Source organism: Microbacterium sp. ZW T5_45 (assembly GCF_044987415.1).
Lineage (GTDB): Bacteria > Actinomycetota > Actinomycetes > Actinomycetales > Microbacteriaceae > Microbacterium.
Window position 1 is genome coordinate 1 of record NZ_JBJDRJ010000049.1, and the last position, 23,548, is coordinate 23,548.

The following is a 23,548-nucleotide window of genomic DNA, read 5'->3' on the forward strand; positions in this document are numbered from 1 at the left end:
GTTTCGGCGGCCATAGCGTGAGGGAAACGCCCGGTTACATTCCGAACCCGGAAGCTAAGCCTCACAGCGCCGATGGTACTGCAGGGGGGACCCTGTGGGAGAGTAGGACACCGCCGGACTCCTTTTAGTCAAAATGGCCACCCATCGATGGGTGGCCATTTTGCATTTACGCCCATATATTTCACAGAGGAGCATCATGCCGGAAGAGGAAGAGCGCCGTCCGCGTCGCAACGACGACAACAGAGGACCGCGCCGCGATTCCGCAGGCTCTTCCCATGATGGTGGTGCCTCGCGTCGTGAGGGTGGTTATAGCCGTGACGGCGGTCAGCGTCGTGAGGGTGGTTACAACCGTGACGGCGGTGCTCCGCGCCGCGAGGGCGGCTATTCCCGCGATGGAGGTCAGCGCCGCGAGGGCGGCTATTCCCGTGACGGCGGTCAGCGCCGCGAAGGTGGTTACAACCGTGATGGTGGTGCCCCTCGTCGTGAGGGTGGTTACAACCGTGACGGCGGCCAGCGCCGCGAGGGCGGGTACTCCCGTGACGGTGGTGCTCCGCGCCGCGAGGGTGGTTACAACCGTGACGGCGGCCAGCGCCGCGAGGGCGGGTACTCCCGTGACGGTGGTGCTCCGCGCCGCGAGGGCGGCTATTCCCGTGACGGCGGTCAGCGCCGCGAAGGCGGTTACAGCCGTGATGGTGGTGCCCCTCGTCGTGAGGGTGGTTACAGCCGTGATGGTGGTGCTCCGCGCCGCGAGGGCGGTTATTCCCGTGACAGCGGTCAGCGTCGTGAGGGTGGTTACAGCCGTGATGGTGTTGCCCCTCATCGTGAGGGTGGTTACAACCGTGACGGCGGCCAGCGCCGCGAGGGCGGGTTCTCCCGTGATGGTGGTGCTCCTCGTCGTGAGGGCGGGTACTCCCGTGACGGCGGTGCTCCGCGCCGCGAGGGCGGTGCGCCTCGTCGTGAGGGCGGGTTCTCCCGTGATGGCGGTGCGCCTCGTCGCGAGGGCGGTTACAGCCGTGACGGCGGTCAGCGCCGAGAAGGCGGGTACTCCCGTGACGGTGGTGCTCCTCGTCGTGAGGGCGGCTACAACCGCGACAATCGTCCCCGCCGGGATGATGACCGGCCCGCCCGGTCGTTCCCGCAGCGTGGGGGAGCGGAGCGCGAACGCTCTGTCATCGACCGCGGCGATCGGCCTCGTCACAACGATCCCGTCATCCCCGAGGACGTCACCGCACGCGACCTCCACGGGTCTGCTCGTAACGAGCTGAAGACCCTCAGCAAGGAGAACGCCGAGCGGGTCGCGCGTCACCTGGCCATGGCGTCACGTCTCATCGACGAAGACCCGGAACTCGCGCACGAGCATGCCCTCGCGGCATCCCGCAGCGCCGGTCGCATCGCGATCGTCCGCGAGACCCTCGGCATCACCGCGTACGCGACGGGCGACTTCGCACTTGCTCTCCGCGAGCTGCGCACGTACCGGCGCATCTCCGGCAACGACGATCAGATCGCACTCATGGTCGACAGTGAGCGCGGCATCGGTCGACCCGACCGTGCACTCGAGACCGGTCGTTCAGTCGATCGCTCGACCCTCGACACTCCGGTCCGTGTCGCACTGGCCATCGCGATGTCCGGCGCCCGCCTCGACCAGGGCGACCTCGAACTCGCACTCGGTGAACTCGAGATCCCCGAGCTCGACCCGGACCGCGCGTTCGAGTGGAGTCCTGCGCTGTTCGCGGCTCGGGCCGCGGTTCTCGAGGACCTCGGACGTGACGAGGAAGCAGCCTTCTGGGCGCGCCGTGCCGACGTCGCTGCCGAGGCCCTCGGTGTCGACGAGGCCGGCGACGAGGAGATCATCGTCGAGGACGGACTCATCGAGGACGAGTTCCTCGATGACGATGTTCTCGATGAGGTCGAGCCTGCGCAGGGTGCGGAGGAGACGGCACCCACGTCCGAGGACGAGGAGGTCGAAGATGAGGACGGAGCCGGCGAGGAGTCCGCGGACTCCGACGATGCCGAGTCGACGGACATCGAGCCCGAGCCCACCGTGGAGGACGAAGTCCGCGAACTGCTCGGCGAGGACGAGGACGAGCACAGCGACGCCGCCGCATCCGACGAGCAGAGCGGCGACGAGGACCGCGACTGATGGGCATCTTCTCGAAGAAGCAGACACCGCGGACCCCGTTGGACGGCATCGATACGGTCCTCGCTGACCTCGACGGCGTCGTCTATGCGGGCCCCGGCGCGCTGCCGTACGCGATCGAGAGCCTGAACCGGGCGGCCACCAGTGCCCGGCTCGGGTACATCACCAATAACGCCTCTCGCACCGACGCGTCGGTCGCCGAGCATCTCACGAGCCTCGGTCTCACCGTGGCCCCTTCGGACGTCGTCACCAGTCCGCAGGCGGCGATGCGGCTGCTCGCCGATCTCGTCCCCGCTCCGGCGACCATCATGGTCGTCGGCGGCGACGGGCTGGTCGACGAGGTGCAGAAGGCCGGATACACCGTGACCCGCAGCGCGGAGGACTCGCCGGCAGCCGTCGTGCAGGGCTTCGCGCCCGAGGTCGCCTGGACGGATCTCGCCGAGGCGGCTTTCGCGCTCAAGGTCCCCGAGGACGAGGGCGGCATCCCCTGGATCGCCACCAACACCGACTGGACGATCCCGCGCGAGCGCGGTGTCGCGCCCGGGAACGGAACCCTGGTCTCCGCCGTGCACACCGCCATCGGACGCCTCGCCACGGTCGCCGGCAAGCCCGAGGTTCCGATCTTCGAAGAGGCCAAGACTCGGTTCGACGCGAAGAAGGCCCTCTTCATCGGCGACCGGCTCGACACGGACATCCTCGGAGCGGTGCGCGCGGGGATCGACTCCGCGCTCGTCCTCACCGGGATCGATCGGCCCAAGCACGTGCTCGCCGCCGCCGAGGATTCACGACCGACGTACATCCTCAGCGACCTGCGCGAGCTGCACGAGCCCTACCCGGTCGCCACCGAGAAGGACGGCGCTCACTGGGTCAACGGTGCGGGCGTTCGTGTCACCGGCGGCGAGGTCGAGATCATCGCCGAGGGTGATGCGCAGATCGATCTGCTCCGCGCCGGAGCCGCCGCGATCTGGGCGTCCGGCACACCCGTCTTCGTGCTTCGCGTGCCTGAGCGGCTCTACGACGATCCATTCCACCGTCCCTGACGTGGCGAGGTCGGCGCGTCGGACGCCCCGCGTACAGTAGGACTGTGAGAGAAGAGACGACGACTGCGCCGACCGACGGCCTCTGGAGCCGCCTGCGCCTCATCGAGGGGCAGCCGCTCGCCGACCGTGCCGAGGCGTACTCGGCACTGCACGACGACCTCGCACGCCGCCTCGAGAACGGCGTGCGCCACGACTCGTCTGCCGCCCGATGACGCGTCTCGACGCCGAACTCGCCGCCCGCGGTCTCGCTCGTTCGCGAACCCACGCCTCGACCCTCATCGCCGACGGATTGGTGAGTGTCGACGGACGTCCGGTCGTGAAGCCGTCGACCGCTGTCACCGACACGACCGAGATCGCCGTCGCGGCCACCGACCACTATGTGAGCAGGGCGGCGCACAAGCTGATCTCCGCGCTTGACGTCTTCGACGTTCCCGTCACCGGGCGGCTCGCCCTCGACATGGGCGCTTCGACGGGCGGCTTCACGCAGGTGCTCCGAGAACGCGGAGCGCGCCGCGTGCTGGCCGTGGACGTCGGACACGATCAGCTCTCGGCATCCGTCGCCGCAGATCCGGGTGTCGTGCCGGTCGAGGGCTACAACGTCCGTCACATGACGCCGACGAACCTCGCCGAGGCGACGGGGGAGCCGGACGCACCCGAGCTGATCGTCGGCGATCTCTCCTTCATCTCCCTCGAACTCGTGCTGCCGGCCGTCGCCCTGGTCGCCGCCCCCGGCGCGGACGTTGTTCTTCTGATCAAGCCCCAGTTCGAAGTCGGGCGCACAGCCGTCCGCGGCGGCCTGGTCACTGATCCCGCCACGCGCGCGGATGCCGTCGCTCGCACGGTCTGGAGCGCCTGGGACTCCGGGCTCGGCATGCGGGGCATCACGGCCTCGCCGATCCTCGGAACTCACGGCAACGCGGAGTACCTCGTCCATCTCGCGCCGGGGCGGGGCACGGATCCGTCAGAATGGTCAGACCGCATCAACGCACTGGCAGGGAGCAGATGAACGAGCGCAACATCCTGGTCGTCGCACACGCTGGCCGTGAGGACACGGTCGATGCGGCGCACAGGGTGATCGACGAACTCCGCGGCGCCGGTGCACGACCCGTGCTCGCCGCCGACGACCGCGAGGAGCTCGCCGCCGTGGATCCGCTGTTCGCCGGCATCGATGTCCTCGGCGACACGGTCGACCAGGCCGACCTCGAGCTCGCGATCGTCCTCGGGGGAGACGGGACGATCCTGCGCGCCGCCGAGCTCGTGCGGGGTTCGGAGGCGCCGGTGCTCGGTATCAACATGGGCCACGTCGGCTTCCTCGCCGAGATCGACCGCGACCACATGGACGCGGCGGTGCGCCGGGTCATCGACCGCGACTACGAGGTCGAGGAGCGCCTCGCCCTGTCGGTGCGCGTCAAGGACGCAGCGGGTGAGGTCATCTACGAGACCTGGGCGCTCAACGAGGCTACGGTGGAGAAGGCCAGCCGGGAGCGCATGATCGAGGTCGTCCTCGAGATCGACGGACGTCCGCTGTCGAGCTTCGGCTGCGACGGCATGGTCGTGTCCACGCCGACCGGCTCCACGGCATACAACTTCTCCGCCGGGGGACCGGTCATCTGGCCGAGCGTCGAGGCGATCGCTGTCGTTCCGCTCTCCGCGCACGCCCTGTTCGCGAAGCCACTGGTCGTCAGCCCCGACGCGGCTGTCGCGATCGAGATGCTCGAGGGCACGTCCGGCGCCGGCATCCTCTGGTGCGACGGCCGGCGCTCGCACGACCTGCCGCCCGGCGCCCGCGTCGTCGTACGCCGATCATCGCGTCCGGTGCGTCTCGCGCGACTGCACCCGACCGCCTTCACGAACAGGCTGGTGCGCAAGTTCCGGTTGCCCGTCGAGGGCTGGCGCGGCCAGACGGCAGGAGGATCGCAGGCATGATCGAAGAGATGAGGATGCAGGGGCTCGGCGTGATCGCCGATGCTGTATTGCCACTGGGCCCCGGATTCACTGCGATCACCGGTGAGACCGGCGCGGGCAAGACGATGGTCGTCACCGGCCTCGGGCTTCTGCTCGGGCAGCGCGCCGATTCGGGCGCCGTGCGTTCGGGCTCGGGACAGGCGTCGGTGGCCGGCGTCTGGATCGTGCCCGAGAAGGGCGAGGTCGCCGACATCGTCGCCGACGCGGGCGGCGAGCTGGAGCCCGCCGGCGCGGGATCGGCCGAGCTGTATGTCTCCCGCACCCTCAGCGCCGAAGGGCGCAGTCGTGCGAGCGTGGGAGGACGCGCTGCGCCCGCGGGCGTCTTGTCGGCCCTTGCTGAAGAGCTCGTCGTGGTGCACGGGCAATCCGAGCAGCTGCGGCTCAAGTCCAGTGCGGCGCAGCGTGACGCTCTCGATCGGTTCGGTGGAGCACCCATCGCCACCGCGCTGAGGGCCTATGAGACCGCGTACACGCGCTGGCGCGAACTGGATGCCGAGATCGTCGACATCACGGAGAACCGCGACCGACGTGCCGAGGAAGCGGCTCGGCTCCGAGACGCGCTCGCTCTCATCGAGGCCACGGCACCCGAGGCGGGGGAGGATGACGAGCTCACCGCGAGGGCAGAGCGCCTCGCCAACGCCGAGGCGCTGCGACTCGCGGTATCCGTTGCTCACAGTGCGCTCTCGAACGAAGAGGGCGACACCGACGTCGCGGGACTGCTCGGCGAAGCGCGTCGCGTGCTCGAACGGGTCACCGATCCGACGCTCGCCGATCTCGCGCAGAGCCTCACCGACATCGGCTATCGGGTGTCCGACATCGCCGTACAGCTGTCGGCGTACCTCGCCGACCTCGACGAGTCGGGGCCGCACGAACTGGCAGCCGTGGAGGAGCGACGTGCGGCGCTCGGTGCGCTCGTGCGCGCGCACGGATCGCTCGATGCAGCTCTCGAGCTCTGGCGCACGGGCTCCGCGCGTCTCGCGGAGCTCGACGACGACGGTGACAGGATCGAACGCCTCGAGGCCGAGCGCGACGCCGCACGCAAGGTCCTCGATGACAGGGCCGCTGCTCTCACCGCCGCCCGCACCGCGGCGGCGAAGCGACTCGGTGCCGCGGTGACGAAGGAGCTCACGGCGCTGGCCATGCCGGATGCCCGGCTCGAGGTCACCGTGACCTCCGGATCCGAGAGCACACACGGTCGCGACGACATCGCGATCCTGCTCGCACCGCACCCCGGCGCCGAGCCGCGCTCGGTCGCCAAAGGCGCGTCCGGCGGCGAGCTCTCGCGGGTCATGCTGGCGATCGAGGTCGTCATCGCCGCCACCGACCCCGTGCCGACCTTCGTGTTCGACGAGGTGGATGCCGGCATCGGCGGTGCGGCGGCGATCGAGGTGGGGCGCCGACTCGCCCGGCTCGCCGAGAAGTCGCAGGTGATCGCCGTCACGCATCTCGCCCAGGTCGCCGCCTTCGCCGGCAACCATCTCACGGTCGTGAAAGCGAACGACGGCGCCGTCACCGCCTCCAGCGTGCGACGTCTGGAGGGGGAGGAACGCGAGGCGGAGATGGCGCGACTGCTCTCCGGGCTCACCGATTCCGACGCCGCTCTCACCCATGCCCGAGAACTTCTCAGCCTCGGCGCCTCCACCGACTGATAGGATAAAAGCCCGTGATGAACTCTTCTTCTGCGGGACCCAAGAACGACACCGAGCAGCGCTCATTCACCACGAAGCACATCTTCGTGACAGGTGGTGTCGTCTCTTCTCTGGGTAAGGGGCTCACCGCCGCCAGCCTCGGCAACCTCCTCACCGCACGCGGTCTGCGTGTCGTGATGCAGAAGCTCGACCCGTACCTCAACGTCGATCCCGGAACGATGAACCCGTTCCAGCACGGCGAGGTCTTCGTCACCGACGACGGCGCCGAGACCGACCTCGACATCGGCCACTACGAGCGCTTCCTCGACATCAACCTGTCGCAGGCCGCCAACGTCACCACCGGGCAGATCTACTCGCAGGTCATCGCACGCGAGCGTCGCGGCGAGTACCTCGGCGACACCGTGCAGGTCATCCCGCACATCACCGACGAGATCAAGCGCCGCATGCGCCTGCAGGCGACGGAGGACCCGCGTCCCGACGTGATCATCACCGAGGTCGGCGGTACGGTCGGTGACATCGAGTCGCAGCCGTTCCTCGAAGCCGCCCGTCAGCTGCGGCACGAGCTCGGCCGCGATAACGTCTTCTTCGTGCACGTCTCGCTGGTGCCGTTCATGGGCGCCTCCGGTGAGCAGAAGACCAAGCCGACCCAGCATTCGGTCGCGGCTCTCCGCCAGGTCGGCATCCAGCCCGACGCGCTCGTGCTGCGCAGCGACCGCCCTGTGAGCGAGAGCAACCGCAACAAGATCGCGCTGATGTGCGACGTCGACGCCGAGGGCGTCATCAACACGGTCGACCTGCCGAGCATCTACGACATCCCCTCGACGCTGAACGCACAGGGCCTCGATTCCTACATCGCCCGTCGGCTCGGCCTCACCGACAAGGTGACCGACGTCGACTGGTCGCGCTGGCAGAAGGTTCTCGACGCCGTGCACAACCCCAAGCACGAGGTCACGATCGGTCTGGTCGGGAAGTACATCGACCTGCCGGACGCCTACCTCTCGGTCACCGAGGCGATCAAGGCCGGTGGCTTCGCCCACGAGACCAAGGTCAACATCCGCTGGATCCCGTCCGACCTGTGCGAGACCCTCGAGGGCGCCACCGAGAACCTCGGTTCGCTCGACGGCATCTGCGTGCCCGGCGGCTTCGGCATCCGCGGCATCGAGGGCAAACTCGGCGCGCTGAAGTTCGCGCGCGAGCAGGGCATCCCGACCCTGGGTCTCTGCCTCGGACTGCAGTGCATGGTCATCGAGTACGCCCGCGACGTCGCCGGCATCGCCGGCGCCTCGTCGAGCGAGTTCGACCCCGAGACCAGCGAGCCGGTCATCGCGACGATGGCGGAGCAGGTGGAGATCCTCGACGGCGGCGACCTCGGCGGCACGATGCGCCTCGGCCTGTACCAGGCCGCTCTCGCAGAGGGCTCGCTCGCCCGCGAGGTGTACGGAGCGCCGGTCGCCTCCGAGCGCCACCGCCACCGTTACGAGGTCAACAACGCGTACCGTTCGCGCCTCGCGGATGCCGGCCTGGTCTTCTCCGGCCTCAACCCGGAGCTCGACCTCGTCGAGTACGTCGAGCTGCCGCGCGACGTGCACCCGTACTACATCGCGACTCAGGCGCACCCCGAGCTGCGCTCGCGTCCGACCGACCCGCACCCGCTGTTCCGCGGTCTCGTGGGCGCCGCCATCGAGCGTCACCGCGCCAGCGAGCTGTTCGACGTGGATGCTGCCGATGCCTGAGTCCGCCGCACTCCGCGACGAGCCCTTCGAACCCGAGGTCGTGCACAGCGACCTCGCGTTCGAGGGAGCGGTGTGGGACGTCCGCGATGATCGCGTCCGCTACGGCGACGGAGAGATCCGCCGCCAGTACGTCGCCCACACGGGCGCGGTGGCGATCCTCGCCCTCGACGACGAGGAGCGGGTGCTGCTGATCCAGCAGTACCGGCATCCGATCCGTCATCGCGATTGGGAGCTGCCCGCAGGCCTGCTCGACATCGCGGGGGAGGAGCCGCTCGAGGCGGCCCGCCGTGAGCTCGCGGAAGAGGCGGATCTCGTGGCGGACTCGTGGGAGCCCCTCGTCTCGAGCTGGACCACACCCGGCGGCAACGACGAGATCATCCACATCTTCCTGGCGACGGGTCTGTCGGCTGCACCGACCGCACACGATCGCGAAGGCGAGGAAGCGGACATCCGCATCGAGTGGGTGCCCCTCGACGACGCCGTCGCCGCGGTGCTCGAGGGACGGATGCGCAACGGCATCCTCGGCATCGGCGTCATGGCGGCGACGTTGAGGCTCCGCGCCCGGGGCTGACCGTGGAGCTCGAGCGCGCGCTCGACGCGTACCTGCGTCACGTGACGATCGAACGCGGGCTCAGCGATCACACGATCGCCGCCTACCGTCGAGACCTCGGCGGCTATACGGCCTGGCTCGCTGAGGCGGGGATCACGGACACCGGCGAAGTGACGCCGGCTCTGGTCGGTCGGTTCATCGCCGAGCGCTCCTCGGCAGATCCTCGGCCCGCGGCCACGAGCCTCGCCCGGTTGCAGTCGTCGGTGCGCGGGTGGCATCGCTTCCTCGCACGTGAAGGCGTGGAGCAGGACGATCCCAGCGGACGGCTGCGACCGCCGAAGGCCCCGCAGCGCCTCCCCAAGGCGCTGACCATCGATCAGGTGGAGCGCCTGCTCGCCGCGCCCTCGGCGGAGGAGCCCGTCGGCATCCGCGATCGCGCGCTGCTCGAGCTGCTCTACGCCACCGGCGCCCGCGTGTCAGAGGCCGTCGGGCTTGACGTCGACGACCTCGCGCACGGTGACGTGCTCCGTCTGCGGGGGAAGGGGTCGAAGGAACGGATCGTCCCGATCGGCTCGTATGCCCGATCGGCCGTCGACGCCTACCTGACGCGCGTACGGCCGGGTCTCGCCGCGAAGGGACGTGCGTCGTCCCGGCTGTTCCTCGGGGCGAGAGGTGCTCCCCTCTCGCGACAGAGCGCGTGGCTCGTCATCAGGGCCGCGGCGGAGCGGGCGCAGATCACCGCCGAGGTGTCGCCGCACACACTCCGGCACTCTTTCGCGACCCACCTCCTCCAGGGCGGCGCGGATGTCCGTGTCGTGCAGGAACTGCTGGGGCATTCGTCGGTCGCCACGACCCAGATCTACACGCACGTCTCCGTCGACGCCCTTCGTGACATCTACTCGACATCTCATCCTCGGGCGGTATGACCCGGCGCAGAATGTCCCCCAAAAGGCGGACGCGCTGGTCGGAGCCGCTCGTTTATGCTTTCTCGGTATGCACCTTCCTGCCGTGGGGCAGGAACCGATGAAGGAGTCACGACATGCGTTCCACCGGTCCTCTCGCGGCGGCTGCCGCGATCACCCTGGCGGTCACTCTCGCCGGATGCTCCTCCTCGGGAAACGGTGAACTCACCTATGACGACTCTCCTCTGAACAAGTACCTGTCCTCCGCTTACGGCGGCGACCTGTCCCCGGAGGAGCAGCAGAAGCAGTTCGACGAGCAGCAGCGCAAGCAGGAGGACCTGATGGCGCAGTGCATGGCGGACGAGGGGTTCGAGTACCAGCCGAACGTGCAGAGCGGGCAGTTCATCGTCTCCGACGAGGAAGAGACGCCGTGGAAGCCCGACGACAAGGAGTGGGTCGAGAAATACGGCTACGGCATGGTGAACAGCCCGTACAACGAGCAGATGCCGACCGATCAGGGCGAGGAGTACGTCGATCCGAACCAGGACTACGTCGAATCGTTGAGCGAGTCGGAGCAGATCGCATACTGGGAGACCGCCTACGGGCCGAGTCCCACGGAGGAGGAGCTCAACGAGGACGGCAGCTACGAGTACAGCTGGGAGGATGCCGGCTGCCAGGGCTGGGCCCAGCACGAGCTGCAGGGCGACGACCCGTGGCAGTCCGATGAATTCGCCGATCTCCGGGCCAAGATGGACGATTTCTGGATGTCCGGCCAGGAGGCTCCGGAGTACAAGGAACTCAATGCAGAGTGGGCCGCGTGCATGGACGAGGGCGGACAGCCCGGCTACACCGTGCAGTCCGAGCCTGCCCAGAGCATCTCGGACGAGCAGAACGAGATCTACAACGCGGCCTACGGCGACGGCAGCGTGGAGATCGATCCTGAGACGGTCGTCGACCCCGCGACGAGTCCCGAGATGAAGGCACTCGGCGAGAAGGAGATCGCGCTGGCGCTGGTCGATCTCTCATGCCGCGAGAAGACCTCGTACACGCAGGAGTCGCTGAAGATCCAGTTCGCCCGCGAGGAACAGTTCATCGCCGACAACAAGGCTGCCCTCGAGGCCTTCAAGGCTGCCGCCGAGCAGAAGAAGTGAGCGTGGGCGAGAACGAGGCCGGGGCGGAGACGATTCGGAACGAGGATGCCGACGCCCCGACGGCCGCATTCGACACCCTGCTCGAAGATGCGGATGGCGCCGACGGTGACGCGCCTGAGAAGGAAGACCTCTCCCGCGTGAGCGGCTGGCGCCGCATCCTGCGCGGGAACCGCACGCTGTGGATCGTCGCGCTCTGCGCCGTGATCAGTCTGATCGCCGGTCTGCTCGCCGGTCGTTTCCTGATCCCTCAGGCCGAGGCCGCCGAGGCGCCGGACCCCGGGTTGGTGACCGTGCCCGTCGAGTTCGGACCGCTGAGCAACGACGTCACGCTGCGTGCCGACGTCGGCTACGCGGATGCCGTGGAGGTGACGCTCGACACCACCGGGGGCGGTGTCGTCACCGGGGCGGTTCCCGAGGTCGGGGCAACGCTGAATCCGCTGTCGATCGCACTCGAGGTCGTCGGTCGCCCCGTGATCGTCCTCCCCGGTGAGCTCCCGGCGTATCGCACGCTCCGGCTCGGAGTCTCCGGACCGGACGTCCTCCAGCTCAAGCAGGCGCTCGTGAGCGTCGGGATCGACCCGGGCGACGCCGCATCGAACCTGTTCGACCAGGCGACCGCCAACGCGGTCGGCCAGCTGTACGCCCAGGCCGGGTATCCCGCTCCCGCGCCTGAGGAGGGATCGGACGATGCCGTCCGCAGCGCCGAGGAGAGCGTCAGCGCCGCGCAGAGCGGTGTCGCCCAGGCGCAGCAGGCGCTCACCGCAGCGGGCGCCGGACCGACGTCGCTCGAGAGCTGGCAGGCCGACGTCAAGGTCGCGCAGGCCGAGCAGGCACTGAACGATGCGAAGGCCGGGGTCGAAGGCGTCTCGGTGCAGCAGGCCGAGTGGGATCTGAAGACCGCGAAGCTCGAGCGCGACCAGCTGTGGGCGGCCAAGAACACCGGAGCGGAGAAGGCAGCGCTGGACGCGGCACGCGAGCAGGTCGACGCGGCGAACGAGTCGCTGGCGCGCGCGCGTGAAGCCGTGCTGCCCTACCTCCCCGCGGGGGAGGTGTTGTTCCTCACCGAACTGCCCCGCCGGGTCGACGCGGTGACGGTGAAGCGCGGGTCGACGATCCAGGGAGCGGTGATGACCGTGTCCGGCGCATCGGTGCGGCTGACCGGTTCTGCGGCCGAGGCCGACGCTCGGCTGCTGCAGGTCGGCGGCGAAGGCGTGTTCGAGCTTCCGGACGGAACGCAGCAGCGAGCGGTCATCACCACGCTCACGCCCGGAACGGACAGCAAGGCGCGATGGGAGGTGCTCTTCGAGCCGGACCCGCTCACCCCCGAGCAGATCACCCAGCTGCAGGGCAGCAACGTTCGCGTGCAGATCGCGGTGGGGGCGACCGACGGCGATGTGCTCTCCGTGCCGTTGGCCGCGCTGACCGCGGGGCCCGGCGGTGAGTCGCGGGTGGAGGTCGTCGAGTCCGACCCCCGCGACGGGAAGGATGCCGAGACTCGCACCGTCGTGGTCGAGACGGGACTCGCCGCCAAGGGTGCGGTGGAGATCACCCCGATCGACGGTGAGCTCGACGAGGGCGACCTCGTGGTGGTCGGGCAGTGAGCGAGGCGATCACCGAGGCCGCCACCGCGACAGTGGCGGAGCCACACGCGGAGACCGCCTCGGTCGTATCGCTGCGCGACGTGACACGGTCGTTCCCCGGTCCTCCCGAGGTGCAGGCGTTGAAAGGCGCCACGCTGGAGGTACGCCCGGGGGACTACATCTCGATCGTCGGCCCGAGCGGTTCGGGCAAGTCGACCATGCTCAACATCCTCGGGCTGCTCGATCGCCCGAGCGTCGGGGAGTACCGGCTCGACGGCGCTCTCACGGGCGACCTCACCGACGACGAGCGGGCGTCCGTCCGCGCGAAGTTCATCGGCTTCGTGTTCCAGTCCTTTCATCTGATGCCGCGGCGCACCGTGCTCGACAACGTGCTCATGCCGATGCTGTACAGCGGAGTCCCTCGTCGCGAGCGCGAACCCCGTGCTCGCGAGGCGCTGCGACGGGTGGGGCTGTCCCATCGTGTGGACTTCTTCCCGCAGTCGCTCTCGGGCGGAGAGCGTCAGCGCGTGGCGGTCGCCCGCGCCGTCGTCAGCGGGCCGAAACTGCTCCTCGCCGACGAGCCGACGGGAAACCTCGACCAGCGCACCTCGGGTGAGGTGATGTCGCTGTTCGAGGAACTGAACGACGACGGACTCACGCTGATCGTGATCACGCACGACGACAACGTCGCGCGGCGCGCGAGGCGCAGCATCCGCATCTCCGACGGCAGGCTGAGCGAACTGTGATCGCGAGGTTGCGGAGGAGGGCGAGCGGCCGCGAGAAGCCCGATGTGAAGCATGCAGACCGCTTCACATTCCAGGACCTGCTCGCAGAGGCGACCGCCGACATCGGTTCACGTCCAGCGCGTCTCGTCATGACCATCTTGGGCACCGTGCTCGGCATCGCGTCGCTGGTCGCCACGATCGGCTTCGCCCAGACGGCATCCGCTCAGATCGCCAGCCAGTTCAACGGCGCAGCATCCACCCAGGTGATCGTGACGCCGGCGACGGCGCAAGCGGGATCGAACGGCACATCCGTAGCTGCGGGGCGACTGCCGTGGGACTCCCCGCAGCGCGTCCTCCTGCTCGCGGGCGTCGAGAGCGCGAGCCTCGTCGGCGAGGTCGAGCTCGCGGAGGGCGAGACGATCACCGCGGTTCCCGTGAACGATCCGTCGGCGGCCCCGGCGGCGTCGCCGCGTCTGTACTCCTCGTCGGCCGACCTCCTCGGGACTGTCGGAGCGTCTCTCCAGACCGGGCGCTACTTCGATGCCGGGCATGACCAGCGCGGCGACCGCGTCGCGGTGATCGGCTCCCGTCTCGCGGAGAAGATCGGCATCAACCGGGTGGACTCGCAGCCTTCGATCTTCATCGGAGGCGTGGCCTACGCTGTGATCGGCATCGCGGACGGGTTCGAGCGCCGCAGTGAGCTGTTGGACGCCGTGATGATCCCAACCGGATCCGCACGCGCCGACTTCGGGCTCGCTGCCCCCAGTGAACTGGACATCCGGATCGCCGTCGGAGCGGGGCCCCAGGTGGCGGAACAGTCGGTGCTGGCGTTGCAGCCCGACGCCCCGGACACGCTCAAAGCGCAGGCGCCGTCGGGATCGTCCGACCTCAGCCAGAGCGTGCAGTCCGACGTGAACATCGTCTTCCTCATCCTCGGCGTGATCGCTCTGCTCGCCGGCGGTCTCGGCATCGCGAACGTGACGCTCCTCGGCGTGATGGAGCGCATCGGCGAGATCGGGCTTCGTCGGGCGCTCGGCGCGACCCGGCGGCAGATCGGCGCGCAGTTCATGGTCGAATCGATCGTGATCGGATTCATCGGCGGTCTGATCGGTTCGGCGCTCGGAGTGGTCGGTGTGCTCGTCGTCGCGGTCGTGCAGGGGTGGGCGCCCGTCGCCGATCCGCTCGTCGCCGTGGCCGGAGCGCTGCTCGGCGCCCTCGTCGGGTGGGGTTCCGGATGGTATCCGGCACGTCGCGCCGCACGCATCGAACCCGTCGCCGCGCTGCGCGGCGCCTGATCGGTCCGCACCGCCGCCTCTGCGCGGCGTCCTGACGCGTGTCCAACACGCCAGGGCGCCGCGCGCCGAGCCTGCCGCCGGCGTGCCTGCGACTACAATCGAGCAAGCACGAAGGAGCAGGAGAATCGGTGGCTGAGAAAGCGGTAACGTCCAGGGCGAAGGCGAAGAAGGCCGACGACACACCCATCGGACCCACCGGCCGTCCCTATCAGGGCTTTGCGATTCCCGCTCCGCTGGCCTCGCACGGTCCCGCCCGCATCATCGCCCTGTGCAACCAGAAGGGTGGCGTCGGCAAGACGACGACCTCCATCAACCTCGCCGCAGCTCTCGCGGAATACGGCCGCAAGGTCCTCGCGGTGGACTTCGATCCCCAGGGTGCGCTGTCGGCCGGTCTCGGCATCCAGACGCACGACGTCGCCACGGTCTACGACCTGTTGCTGGACACGAAGCGCGATGCGCACGAGGCGATCGTGCACACCCACGTCGACGGACTCGACGTGCTCCCCGCCAACATCGACCTCTCCGCGGCCGAGGTGCACCTCGTGAACGAAGTCGCACGGGAGACGATCCTCGCACGCGTGCTCCGCCAGGTCGCCGGCGAGTACGACGTGATCCTCATCGACTGTCAGCCCTCGCTCGGACTGCTCACCGTGAACGCGCTCACCGCCGCGCACGGCGTGATCATCCCGCTCGAATGCGAGTTCTTCGCTCTTCGTGGCGTGGCTCTGCTCATCGAGACCATCGACAAGGTGCGCGACCGCCTGAACCCGTCGATCACCATGGACGGGTTGCTGGCCACGATGTACGACCCGCGCACCCTCCACTCGCGCGAGGTGCTGGAGCGCGTCGTCGAGGCCTTCGGCGACGACGTGCTGGAGACCGTGATCGGACGCACGGTGAAGTTCCCCGACGCCTCGGTCTCGGGAGTGCCGATCACGGAGTTCGCGCCAGAGCACGCCGCCGCGCAGGCGTACCTGCGGCTGGCGCGGGAGCTGGTCGCCCGTGGCGCTGTCGCCTGACGAGCGGACCGATCTCTCCACGCCCGAGTCGGGTGAGGGCTTCCGCGTCTCGCTGTCGAACTTCGACGGACCGTTCGACCTGCTGCTGAGCCTCATCTCGAAGCACGAGATGGACATCACCGAGGTGTCGCTCAGCGCGGTGACGAACGACTTCATCGCCTATCTCAAAGACCTCGATGACGCGGCGGAGCTCGATCAGGCGTCCGAATTCCTCGTCGTCGCCGCGACCCTGCTCGACATGAAGGTGGCGGGGCTCCTGCCGCAGGGTGAGCTCGTGGACGCTGAGTCGGTGGCGCTGCTCGAGGCACGCGATCTGCTCTTCGCCCGGCTTCTGCAATACCGGGCCTTCAAAGAGGTCTCGGCCTGGTTCTCGCGGTGTCTGCAGCGTGAGAGCCGACGCCACACCCGTGAGGTGCGCCTCGAGGAGAAGCATCGTCGGAAGACGCCCGAGCTGGTGTGGACGCTGTCCGCAGAGGACTTCGGTGCGCTGGCCGTGCTCGCGTTCGCGCCGAAGGAGATCCCGCATGTCGGGCTCGACCATCTGCACGCTCCGCTCGTCAGCATCCGGGAGCAGGCGGCGATCGTCGTGACCCTTCTGCGCGGGGCGGAGTCGTTGACCTTCCGAGAACTGGTATCCGGTATCAGCGAACCCGGCATCGTGGTGGCCCGGTTCATCTCGGTGCTCGAGCTCTACCGGCATGCGGCGCTCTCCTTCGAACAGCTCGAACCCCTCGGCGAACTGACGCTGCGGTGGTCGGCCGACCACTGGTCGGATGAATCCCTCGCGACACTGGGAGCAGACTATGACCGATGACCTCACCGTGCCTGCTGATCCTTCCGCGGCGACCGACGGCCTCGAGGAGACGACGCTCACCGAGAGGATCGAGGCGATCCTGATGGTCATCGACGAGCCGATCGGACTCATCGCCCTCGCCGCGGCGGTCGGTTCGCCCGTGGCCGCCGTGCGTGAGGCGATCGACGCCCTCGTCGTCGATTACGACGGGCTCGGCGACGGACCCCGCCGCGGCTTCGAGGTGCGCGAGGTCGGCGGCGGCTGGCGACTGTACGTCCGGGACGCGCTCGATGATGTCGTGGCCGAGTTCATCGGCGGGCAGGCTCCGGCACGGCTGTCACAGGCGGCTCTGGAGACGCTCGCCGTGATCGCGTACAAGCAGCCGGTCACCCGCAGCCAGGTCGCCGCGATCCGCGCGGTCAACGTCGACTCGGTGGTGCGCACACTGCTCGCCCGCGGCCTCATCACCGAGCTGTTCGCTGACGCCGAGACCGGAGCGCTGAACTACGGGACGACGGATGCTCTGCTGCAGCATCTGGGCATCAACTCGCTCGACGAGCTGCCCCCGATCTCACCGCTGCTCGACGACGGGGCCGACGGCTTCGACGAGGGCGCCATCCGATGACGCGATCGGGCACCGTCATCCGCGTGATTTTCACCGAAGGAGTGGTCAGATGACCGAGAACAGCAGCCCCGAGGGCGTCCGCCTGCAGAAGGTGCTCGCCGCCGCGGGAGTGGCATCGCGCCGCGTCGTGGAGAACTACATCGTCGAGGGACGCATCCGCGTCAATGGTGAGGTCGTCACCGAGCTCGGTCGGCGTATCGACCCGGAGGCCGATCTCGTCGATGTCGACGGCACGGCGGTGCAGCTCGACGTGTCGAAGCGCTACGTCATGCTGAACAAGCCGACCGGCGTCGTCAGCAGCATGCGCGACGAGAGCGGACGGCCCGACCTGCGCCGATTCACCAAGGAGTACGAGGAGCGTCTGTACAACGTCGGCCGACTGGATGCCGAGACCAGCGGGCTGCTGATCCTCACGAACGACGGCGCCCTCGCGCATGTGCTCGCGCATCCGTCGTTCGGTGTGACGAAGGTCTACATCGCGAAGGTCGAGGGGGCGGTGACGCCGCAGACCATCTCGACGCTGACGAAGGGCATCGAGCTCGAGGACGGTCCGATCGCGGCGGACAAAGCCCGACTTCTCGACACATCGCGGGGGTCGAGCCTGGTGGAGTTGACGCTGCACTCGGGGCGCAACCGTATCGTCCGCCGCATGATGGCCGCGGTCGGCCACCCGGTCACCGAGCTCGTCCGCAGACAGTTCGGGCCGCTCCACCTGGGAACCCTTCCGGCCGGTCGGACGCGAGAACTGACTAAAATCGAGTTGGGCGCGCTCCTCACTCTGTCGCGCCGTGATTCCGATGCCGACCCGGCGCCGGGCGAGCAGCAGGAGAAGCAGTGACCGACACGACGAGTGCGCCCACGGTGCAGCGGCCGACGGCATCCGTCGCCCCGCGCCTGCAGGGCACCGTCCGCATCGTCGGAACCGGCCTTCTCGGCGCGAGCATCGGTCACGCGCTGCGGGCCAAAGGTGTCGACGTCGTGCTCTCCGATACTTCGCCGGCGCAGCAGCGCCTGGCGATCGACTACGGTGCCGGCCGCGCACCGGAGCCGGGCGACGCGCCTCTCCTGGTGGTCGTCGCGGTGCCGCCGGACGTCACGGCCGACGTCATCGAAGCGGAACTCGCCGCGTACCCCGACGCCGTCGTGACGGACGTCGCGAGCGTCAAGCTCGAGCCGTTCCGCGCGCTTCGCGCGCGCGGCGCGGACCTCACGCGCTACATCGGCTCGCACCCGCTCGCCGGACGCGAGCGTGGGGGAGCGATCTCCGCCCGCGCGGATCTCTTCATCGGACGCCCGTGGGTGGTCTGCCGAGACGCGGAGACGACGGCCGCCGACCTCGCACTGGTTGAAGCTCTCGCGCTCGACGTGGGCGCGATGCCGCTGGAGATGAGCCCGGAGGAGCACGACCGTTCGGTGGCGCTCACCTCGCACGTGCCGCAGGTCGTCGCGAGTCTGCTGGCCGGCCGGTTTGCGGATGCCGACGAGGGCGCGCTCCGTCTCGCGGGGCAGGGCGTGCGCGACACGACTCGCATCGCGGCATCCGCTCCCGAGCTGTGGGTGCAGATCCTCGGCGCGAACGCCGCGCCCGTCGTCGAAGTGCTCGATGCGCTCGCAGCCGATCTGCGTGAGGTCTCGGACGCGCTGCGCGCACCTGAGGCGCCGGGCGCCCGCCGCACCGTCGCCGAGACGATCCGTCACGGCAACGACGGCGTGGAGCGCCTTCCCGGCAAGCACGGTCAGAACCGGCGGTTCGAATCGCTCGTCGTCATGATCGACGACACCCCGGGCCAGCTCGGACGCCTGTTCGGCGAGCTCGGCGAGCTGGGTGTGAACGTCGAGGATCTTCGACTCGAGCACTCGCCCGGTGCGCAGTTCGGCCTGGCCGAGATCAGTGTGGAGCCTGCCGCTCTGCTCGGGGCCGTGTCCGGTCTCACCGAGCGCGGCTGGCGGATTGCAGGGAACACGAATGACTGACTTCATCGCGATCGACGGCCCGGCCGGTTCCGGCAAGTCCAGCGTCTCCAAGGCGGTCGCCCGCTCTCAGGGCTTCGGCTATCTCGACACCGGTTCGGCATATCGCGCCCTCGCGTGGCACGTGCTCGACCGCGGTGCCGACACGGATGATGCAGAGGCCGTGCGCGCCGCAGCATCCGACTTCCCGGTGCGCCTAGGACTCGACCCCGACGACCGCACCGTGCAGGTCGGCGAGACCGATGTCACCGAGGCGATCCGCGAGCCGCGCGTGTCTGGCGCAGTGAGCGGCGTGGCGCGCGTGCCCGAGGTGCGCGCCCAGGTGAACGAGCTGTTCCGTTCGCTCGTCGCCGAGGCCCCGTTCGACGCGGTGGTCGTCGAGGGGCGCGACATCACGACCGTCGTCGCCCCCGACGCGCCCGTGCGGATCCTGCTGACCGCGGCGCCCGAGGTGCGGGCTGCGCGCCGCGCCGGCGAGCTGGCCGGCGAGAACGCCGAGGCCGTCGCCGCCGCGCTGCACAAGCGCGATGCCTCTGACAGCGCCGTCGTCGACTTCCTCAACGCCGCCGACGGCGTCGAGGTGGTCGATTCGACCGACCTGGATTTCCCCCAGACCATCGATGCCGTACTCGCGGTGATCGAACGACTCCGAGGAGCACACCGTGGCTGACGACGAATACGAAGGCGGCCCCGACCAGCTCGCCGCGAAGATGGAGGCGCTCGACGAGGTCCTCGCCGAACAGCGCGCCCAGACGCTGCAGGCGGGACTCGCTGACTACGAGCTGGACGACGAGGATGCCGCGCTCCTCGCCGGCGTCTCGCTGGGCGAGGACGGCATCGAGTTCCTGCCGGCACTGCCCGTCGTGGCGATCGTCGGTCGTCCGAACGTCGGGAAGTCGGCGCTCGTGAACCGCATTCTCGGTCGCCGCGAGGCCGTCGTCGAGGACACCCCCGGTGTCACCCGTGACCGTGTGACCTACAAGGCGGAGTGGAACGACCGTCGTTTCACGCTCGTCGACACCGGCGGATGGGAGCCCGACGCCCGCGGCATCGACCGCTCGGTCGCCGCTCAGGCGGAGGTCGCGATCGACCTCTCCGATGTCGTGCTGTTCGTGGTCGACGCCATGGTGGGAGCGACCTCGACCGATGAGCACGTCGTGAAGCTGCTGCGCAAGAGCGGCAAGCCGGTGTTCCTCGTCGCGAACAAGGTCGACGACGCCCGCCAGGAGCCGGAGGCCGCAGCGCTGTGGAACCTCGGCCTCGGTGAGCCGCATCCGGTGTCGGCCATCCACGGACGTGGCGTCGCCGACCTTCTCGACGAGGTCCTGAAGAAGCTCCCCGAGGTCTCGGCCGTGGCGAAGCAGGAGATCGGAGGACCGCGTCGCGTCGCGATCCTCGGACGCCCGAACGTCGGAAAGTCCTCGCTGCTGAACAAGGCGGCGGGCGAGGAGCGCGTGGTCGTGAACGACCTCGCCGGCACCACGCGCGATCCGGTCGATGAGATCGTCGAGCTGGGTGACAAGCTGTGGCGTTTCGTCGACACCGCCGGCATCCGTCGCCGGGTGCACATGGCGCAGGGCGCCGACTTTTACGCCTCGCTGCGCACCTCCGCCGCTCTCGAGAAGGCGGAGGTGGCGGTGGTCGTCCTCGACGTGTCGGAGACGATCAGCGAGCAAGACGTGCGGATCATCGACCTCGTCCTGGAGTCGGGCCGGGCTCTCGTGCTCGCGTTCAACAAGTGGGACCGCCTGAACGATGAGGACCTCGAGAACCAGGAGCGTCGCCGCTATCTCGAGCGCGAGATCGAGCAGGACCTTGCGCACGTCGCCTGGGCACCGCGTGTCAACATCTCGGCCAAGACGGGTCGTCACCTCGACAAGCTGGTGCCGGCGCTCGAGACGGCGCTGGAGAACTGGGATCGTCGCATCCCGACCGGCAAGTTCAACGCCTTCCTCGCCGAGCTCGTCGCCGAGCATCCGCACCCGCTGCGTGGTGGCAAGCAGCCGCGCATCCTGTTCGGCACCCAGGCATCGACGCGTCCGCCGACGTTCGTGCTGTTCACGACCGGATTCCTCGACCCGGGCTACCGCCGGTTCATCCAGCGTCGCCTGCGCGAGCTGTACGAGTTCGAGGGAACTCCGATCGTCATCAACATGCGCGTGCGCGAGAAGCGCCAGCGCTGAGTCGTTCTCGAAGGGCGCTGCCGATACTGGCAGCGCCCTTCGGCGTTCTCGCTGTTCTTCGGCCGGGTTCCGTCTGTGAGCCTGTTCCGTCTGTGAGCGTTTTCCGTCGTGCGCCCTGTTCCGCCTTGTGACCTGAAGCGACGCTCAGCCGCGGATGCTGTGACAGGGTGGAGGGGTGACAGTCGTACCTCCCGCCACCGGTGAACCGCGTCGTCCTGACGGACCGCGCGATCCGGGCGATGCCTGGGTGATCGCCGAGACGGGAGAGAAGTACTGGGGGCGCTTCGGCGCCGCCGGTCTTCTCGCTTACGATCCGGCGCGGGGCGTCTTGCTGCAGCATCGGGTCTCGTGGAGTCATTTCGGTGGCACGTGGGGGCTGCCCGGCGGGGCCATGCACGAGGGCGAGAGCGCTCTGGTCGGTGCCGTACGCGAGGCGCAGGAAGAGGCCGGAGTTCCCGACGGCGCTGTCCGCCCGCGATTCATGAGCGTGCTGGACCTGTCGATCTGGTCGTACACCACCGTCGTCGCGGATGTCGTCGTTCCCTTCGAGCCGGTGATCAGCGACCCCGAGAGCGTCGCGCTGGAGTGGGTGCCCGTCGACGAGGTGGACGCGCGTCCGTTGCACCCGGGGTTCGCGGATGCGTGGCCGGTGCTGCGCGGGCTACTCGATGTGCGGCCTGTCGTGGTCGTCGACGCCGCGAACGTCGTCGGATCGGTGCCGGACGGCTGGTGGAAGGACCGTGCGGGTGCCGCGGAGCGCTTGCGAGATCGCCTGCGTGGGCTGGCGGTTCCCGCTGCAGAACTCTCCCTCGGCGGTACGACGTGGTTCCCGAGGGTCTCGTTGGTCGTGGAGGGGCAGGCGAAGGCGACCGCTGCAGCCGGTCGTGATGCGTCCGACGGTGCGACCGGCGGTGGCGTGCGTGGCGGTTTGGGCGAGCGTGAGGTGACGGCCGTATCGGTCGTGGCGGCCGAGGCCGCCGGCGATGACGCGATCGTTGCCGAGGTCGTACGGCTGGTCGAGCTGAAGAACGCCGTGACAGCAGTCACCAGTGATCGAGCGCTGCAGGGCCGAGCGACGGATGCCGGGGCAGAGACGGTGCGCTCTGCGGGATGGCTGCTCGGGATTCTGGACGTGGGGACGGACGCCTGACACGCTCGGCGGCGGAGTCGCCCTGACGAGGTCCGTCACGAGGCGAATGCCCGACTTCCGGCTGGTCGTCGGGTTTCACGGTGGCTCCTCGGCACGGGGCTGGGATGCCTACGCATGCCCTCTGCGTGCGGCATGCTCACTCGCGGCGTGACGCGAGGAACGCACGCGCTCGGAGCGACAGGCCATGAGCGCTCGCACTGGGCGCACCTTACGGGCTGTGAAGCGCGGGCGCTCGCTCGGGGCCACGCGTTACGGGTTGTCAAGCGCCGACGCTCGCTCCGCGCGCATGGAGCAGGCTCTCACGTGCGGGCGCCCGTACTGAGTGGTGGGTGTGTCAGGTGAACATGACGCGTCGGGGGACACGGTCGACGTAGTCGTGGCCCAGGGGGCTGTGCCAGGTGATGGTCCCGTCCGGGCGCTGCTGTGCGGTCCACCGGTACCGGTCCGGGATGTCGGGATGCTTGAGCGTGTGATGCGACCGGCAGAAGTGCGCGAGGTTGTCGATCGCTGTCGCCCCGCCCAGGGCGTGGTCGTGGTTGTGGTCGATGTCGCACCGGTGCACGGGGGTCTGGCATCCCGGGAATCGACAATGCTGATCCCTCGCCCGCAGGTACCGGCGCATCGCCGCCGTCGGGGTGTACGTGTCGGTGTGGGTGACCAGGCCGGTGGAGTCGAGGAACAGGCGCGTCCACCCGGAGTGCGCGCCGGCGAGGTCCCGGGCGGCGTCGGGATCGAGGTCCCCGTACCCGTCCAACAGTGCCGGCCGGTCATCCTTCCCGGCGAGCGTGGTCGCCGCGACCGTGACCTGGATGCGCGCCTGGACCGCACCGGCCGCGTCCCCGACCGCCGTACTGGGGACCCCTGTGAGGAGCAGGTCGGTGAGCACGTCCGCCCGCACCTCATCCAGGCTGCGGGTATCCGCAGGCACGTGTTCGATGTCGTCGTCGGGGTCGGAGCGTGTCAAATGGTGTGTGTAAGGGGTGGGTCTCCTTATGAAAGGAAGCACACTGGTGGCTATCGACAAGGCGGCGCGTGAGGCGCGGCGGAAGTCTCAGGCGGAGGGCGCGCAGCGTCTGATCG

Annotated in this window: 23 protein-coding genes and 1 rRNA gene; 22 read left to right on the plus strand and 2 right to left on the minus strand. The window is 69.0% G+C overall.

Annotated elements, in window-relative coordinates; translation table 11 throughout:
- Positions 1–2: 2 nt before the first annotated feature.
- Positions 3–119 (plus strand): 5S ribosomal RNA (gene rrf, locus ACI3KS_RS17675).
- Between the two features lie 62 nt (positions 120–181).
- Here rrf and ACI3KS_RS17680 read toward each other — a convergent pair.
- Complete coding sequence (locus ACI3KS_RS17680; protein WP_404919850.1) at positions 182–1,198, minus strand: hypothetical protein; 1,017 nt, start codon at positions 1,196–1,198, stop codon at positions 182–184.
- A 114-nt stretch (positions 1,199–1,312) separates the two neighbouring features.
- On the opposite strand from ACI3KS_RS17680, the gene ACI3KS_RS17685 reads away from it, so the two are divergent.
- The 21 genes from ACI3KS_RS17685 to ACI3KS_RS17785 all read left to right on the plus strand — a co-directional run bounded on the left by ACI3KS_RS17685 (position 1,313) and on the right by ACI3KS_RS17785 (position 22,468).
- A complete protein-coding gene (locus ACI3KS_RS17685; RefSeq protein ID WP_404919851.1) occupies positions 1,313–2,140 on the plus strand; it encodes a hypothetical protein in 828 nt (275 codons plus the stop codon).
- Positions 2,140–3,177 (plus strand): HAD-IIA family hydrolase, encoded by a 1,038-nt coding sequence (locus ACI3KS_RS17690; RefSeq protein ID WP_404919852.1) that lies wholly within the window; start codon positions 2,140–2,142, stop codon positions 3,175–3,177. The genes ACI3KS_RS17685 and ACI3KS_RS17690 overlap by 1 nt, the downstream gene beginning before the upstream one ends.
- Positions 3,178–3,221: 44 nt before the next feature.
- Positions 3,222–3,389 (plus strand): hypothetical protein, encoded by a 168-nt coding sequence (locus ACI3KS_RS17695; protein ID WP_404919853.1) that lies wholly within the window; start codon positions 3,222–3,224, stop codon positions 3,387–3,389.
- Positions 3,386–4,183: a TlyA family RNA methyltransferase gene (locus ACI3KS_RS17700; RefSeq protein ID WP_404919854.1), complete on the plus strand. Its 798-nt coding sequence runs from the start codon at positions 3,386–3,388 to the stop codon at positions 4,181–4,183. The genes ACI3KS_RS17695 and ACI3KS_RS17700 overlap by 4 nt, the downstream gene beginning before the upstream one ends.
- Entirely contained in the window at positions 4,180–5,103 is a 924-nt protein-coding gene (locus ACI3KS_RS17705) for an NAD kinase (protein WP_404919855.1), read from the plus strand. The genes ACI3KS_RS17700 and ACI3KS_RS17705 overlap by 4 nt, the downstream gene beginning before the upstream one ends.
- Positions 5,100–6,791 carry a DNA repair protein RecN gene (gene recN / locus ACI3KS_RS17710; protein WP_404919856.1) on the plus strand — a complete coding sequence of 564 codons (1,692 nt, stop codon included), beginning with the start codon at positions 5,100–5,102 and terminating at the stop codon, positions 6,789–6,791. Before ACI3KS_RS17705 ends, recN begins: the two co-directional genes overlap by 4 nt.
- Before the next feature lie 17 nt (positions 6,792–6,808).
- Complete coding sequence (locus ACI3KS_RS17715; RefSeq protein ID WP_404919857.1) at positions 6,809–8,524, plus strand: CTP synthase; 1,716 nt, start codon at positions 6,809–6,811, stop codon at positions 8,522–8,524.
- The gene (locus ACI3KS_RS17720; RefSeq protein WP_404919858.1) at positions 8,517–9,095 is read left to right on the plus strand and encodes an NUDIX domain-containing protein; all 579 of its coding nucleotides are present in this window, start codon (positions 8,517–8,519) and stop codon (positions 9,093–9,095) included. The genes ACI3KS_RS17715 and ACI3KS_RS17720 overlap by 8 nt, the downstream gene beginning before the upstream one ends.
- Before the next feature lie 2 nt (positions 9,096–9,097).
- Positions 9,098–10,000 carry a site-specific tyrosine recombinase XerD gene (gene xerD / locus ACI3KS_RS17725; RefSeq protein ID WP_404919859.1) on the plus strand — a complete coding sequence of 301 codons (903 nt, stop codon included), beginning with the start codon at positions 9,098–9,100 and terminating at the stop codon, positions 9,998–10,000.
- A gap of 113 nt (positions 10,001–10,113) precedes the next feature.
- Complete coding sequence (locus ACI3KS_RS17730) at positions 10,114–11,127, plus strand: hypothetical protein (RefSeq protein WP_404919860.1); 1,014 nt, start codon at positions 10,114–10,116, stop codon at positions 11,125–11,127.
- Positions 11,128–11,129: 2 nt separating this feature from the next.
- Positions 11,130–12,728 (plus strand): hypothetical protein, encoded by a 1,599-nt coding sequence (locus tag ACI3KS_RS17735; RefSeq protein ID WP_404919861.1) that lies wholly within the window; start codon positions 11,130–11,132, stop codon positions 12,726–12,728.
- 32 nt (positions 12,729–12,760) lie between these two features.
- A complete protein-coding gene (locus tag ACI3KS_RS17740) occupies positions 12,761–13,453 on the plus strand; it encodes an ABC transporter ATP-binding protein (protein ID WP_404919871.1) in 693 nt (230 codons plus the stop codon).
- Between the two features lie 44 nt (positions 13,454–13,497).
- A complete protein-coding gene (locus ACI3KS_RS17745; RefSeq protein WP_404919862.1) occupies positions 13,498–14,727 on the plus strand; it encodes an ABC transporter permease in 1,230 nt (409 codons plus the stop codon).
- Between the two features lie 128 nt (positions 14,728–14,855).
- Positions 14,856–15,746, plus strand: coding sequence for a ParA family protein (locus tag ACI3KS_RS17750; RefSeq protein ID WP_404919863.1), 891 nt, complete (start codon positions 14,856–14,858; stop codon positions 15,744–15,746).
- Positions 15,730–16,560 carry a segregation and condensation protein A gene (locus tag ACI3KS_RS17755; protein ID WP_404919864.1) on the plus strand — a complete coding sequence of 277 codons (831 nt, stop codon included), beginning with the start codon at positions 15,730–15,732 and terminating at the stop codon, positions 16,558–16,560. The genes ACI3KS_RS17750 and ACI3KS_RS17755 overlap by 17 nt, the downstream gene beginning before the upstream one ends.
- Positions 16,550–17,164, plus strand: coding sequence for an SMC-Scp complex subunit ScpB (gene scpB / locus ACI3KS_RS17760; RefSeq protein WP_404919865.1), 615 nt, complete (start codon positions 16,550–16,552; stop codon positions 17,162–17,164). The genes ACI3KS_RS17755 and scpB overlap by 11 nt, the downstream gene beginning before the upstream one ends.
- A 49-nt stretch (positions 17,165–17,213) precedes the next feature.
- Positions 17,214–18,002 carry a pseudouridine synthase gene (locus ACI3KS_RS17765; RefSeq protein WP_404919866.1) on the plus strand — a complete coding sequence of 263 codons (789 nt, stop codon included), beginning with the start codon at positions 17,214–17,216 and terminating at the stop codon, positions 18,000–18,002.
- Positions 17,999–19,138 (plus strand): prephenate dehydrogenase, encoded by a 1,140-nt coding sequence (locus ACI3KS_RS17770; protein WP_404919867.1) that lies wholly within the window; start codon positions 17,999–18,001, stop codon positions 19,136–19,138. The genes ACI3KS_RS17765 and ACI3KS_RS17770 overlap by 4 nt, the downstream gene beginning before the upstream one ends.
- Positions 19,131–19,805 carry a (d)CMP kinase gene (cmk, locus tag ACI3KS_RS17775; RefSeq protein ID WP_404919868.1) on the plus strand — a complete coding sequence of 225 codons (675 nt, stop codon included), beginning with the start codon at positions 19,131–19,133 and terminating at the stop codon, positions 19,803–19,805. The genes ACI3KS_RS17770 and cmk overlap by 8 nt, the downstream gene beginning before the upstream one ends.
- Positions 19,806–19,845: 40 nt before the next feature.
- The gene (gene der / locus ACI3KS_RS17780) at positions 19,846–21,318 is read left to right on the plus strand and encodes a ribosome biogenesis GTPase Der (RefSeq protein WP_404919872.1); all 1,473 of its coding nucleotides are present in this window, start codon (positions 19,846–19,848) and stop codon (positions 21,316–21,318) included.
- 175 nt (positions 21,319–21,493) lie between these two features.
- Positions 21,494–22,468: an NUDIX domain-containing protein gene (locus ACI3KS_RS17785; RefSeq protein WP_404919869.1), complete on the plus strand. Its 975-nt coding sequence runs from the start codon at positions 21,494–21,496 to the stop codon at positions 22,466–22,468.
- Positions 22,469–22,802: 334 nt separating this feature from the next.
- On the opposite strand, the gene ACI3KS_RS17790 is transcribed toward ACI3KS_RS17785, so the two are convergent.
- The gene (locus ACI3KS_RS17790) at positions 22,803–23,432 is read right to left on the minus strand and encodes a DUF222 domain-containing protein (RefSeq protein WP_404919870.1); all 630 of its coding nucleotides are present in this window, start codon (positions 23,430–23,432) and stop codon (positions 22,803–22,805) included.
- Positions 23,433–23,548: the final 116 nt, after the last annotated feature.

What these genes read in the sequence shown, in the direction of transcription:
- ACI3KS_RS17685 (WP_404919851.1), top strand. Translation starts at nt 1,313, where the DNA reads ATGGCGTCACGTCTCATCGACGAAGACCCGGAACTCGCGCACGAGCAT.
- ACI3KS_RS17690 (WP_404919852.1), top strand. Translation starts at nt 2,140, where the DNA reads ATGGGCATCTTCTCGAAGAAGCAGACACCGCGGACCCCGTTGGACGGC.
- ACI3KS_RS17700 (WP_404919854.1), top strand. Translation starts at nt 3,386, where the DNA reads ATGACGCGTCTCGACGCCGAACTCGCCGCCCGCGGTCTCGCTCGTTCG.
- ACI3KS_RS17705 (WP_404919855.1), top strand. Translation starts at nt 4,180, where the DNA reads ATGAACGAGCGCAACATCCTGGTCGTCGCACACGCTGGCCGTGAGGAC.
- recN (WP_404919856.1), top strand. Translation starts at nt 5,100, where the DNA reads ATGATCGAAGAGATGAGGATGCAGGGGCTCGGCGTGATCGCCGATGCT.
- ACI3KS_RS17715 (WP_404919857.1), top strand. Translation starts at nt 6,809, where the DNA reads ATGAACTCTTCTTCTGCGGGACCCAAGAACGACACCGAGCAGCGCTCA.
- ACI3KS_RS17720 (WP_404919858.1), top strand. Translation starts at nt 8,517, where the DNA reads ATGCCTGAGTCCGCCGCACTCCGCGACGAGCCCTTCGAACCCGAGGTC.
- ACI3KS_RS17730 (WP_404919860.1), top strand. Translation starts at nt 10,114, where the DNA reads ATGCGTTCCACCGGTCCTCTCGCGGCGGCTGCCGCGATCACCCTGGCG.
- scpB (WP_404919865.1), top strand. Translation starts at nt 16,550, where the DNA reads ATGACCGATGACCTCACCGTGCCTGCTGATCCTTCCGCGGCGACCGAC.
- ACI3KS_RS17765 (WP_404919866.1), top strand. Translation starts at nt 17,214, where the DNA reads ATGACCGAGAACAGCAGCCCCGAGGGCGTCCGCCTGCAGAAGGTGCTC.
- cmk (WP_404919868.1), top strand. Translation starts at nt 19,131, where the DNA reads ATGACTGACTTCATCGCGATCGACGGCCCGGCCGGTTCCGGCAAGTCC.
- der (WP_404919872.1), top strand. Translation starts at nt 19,846, where the DNA reads ATGGAGGCGCTCGACGAGGTCCTCGCCGAACAGCGCGCCCAGACGCTG.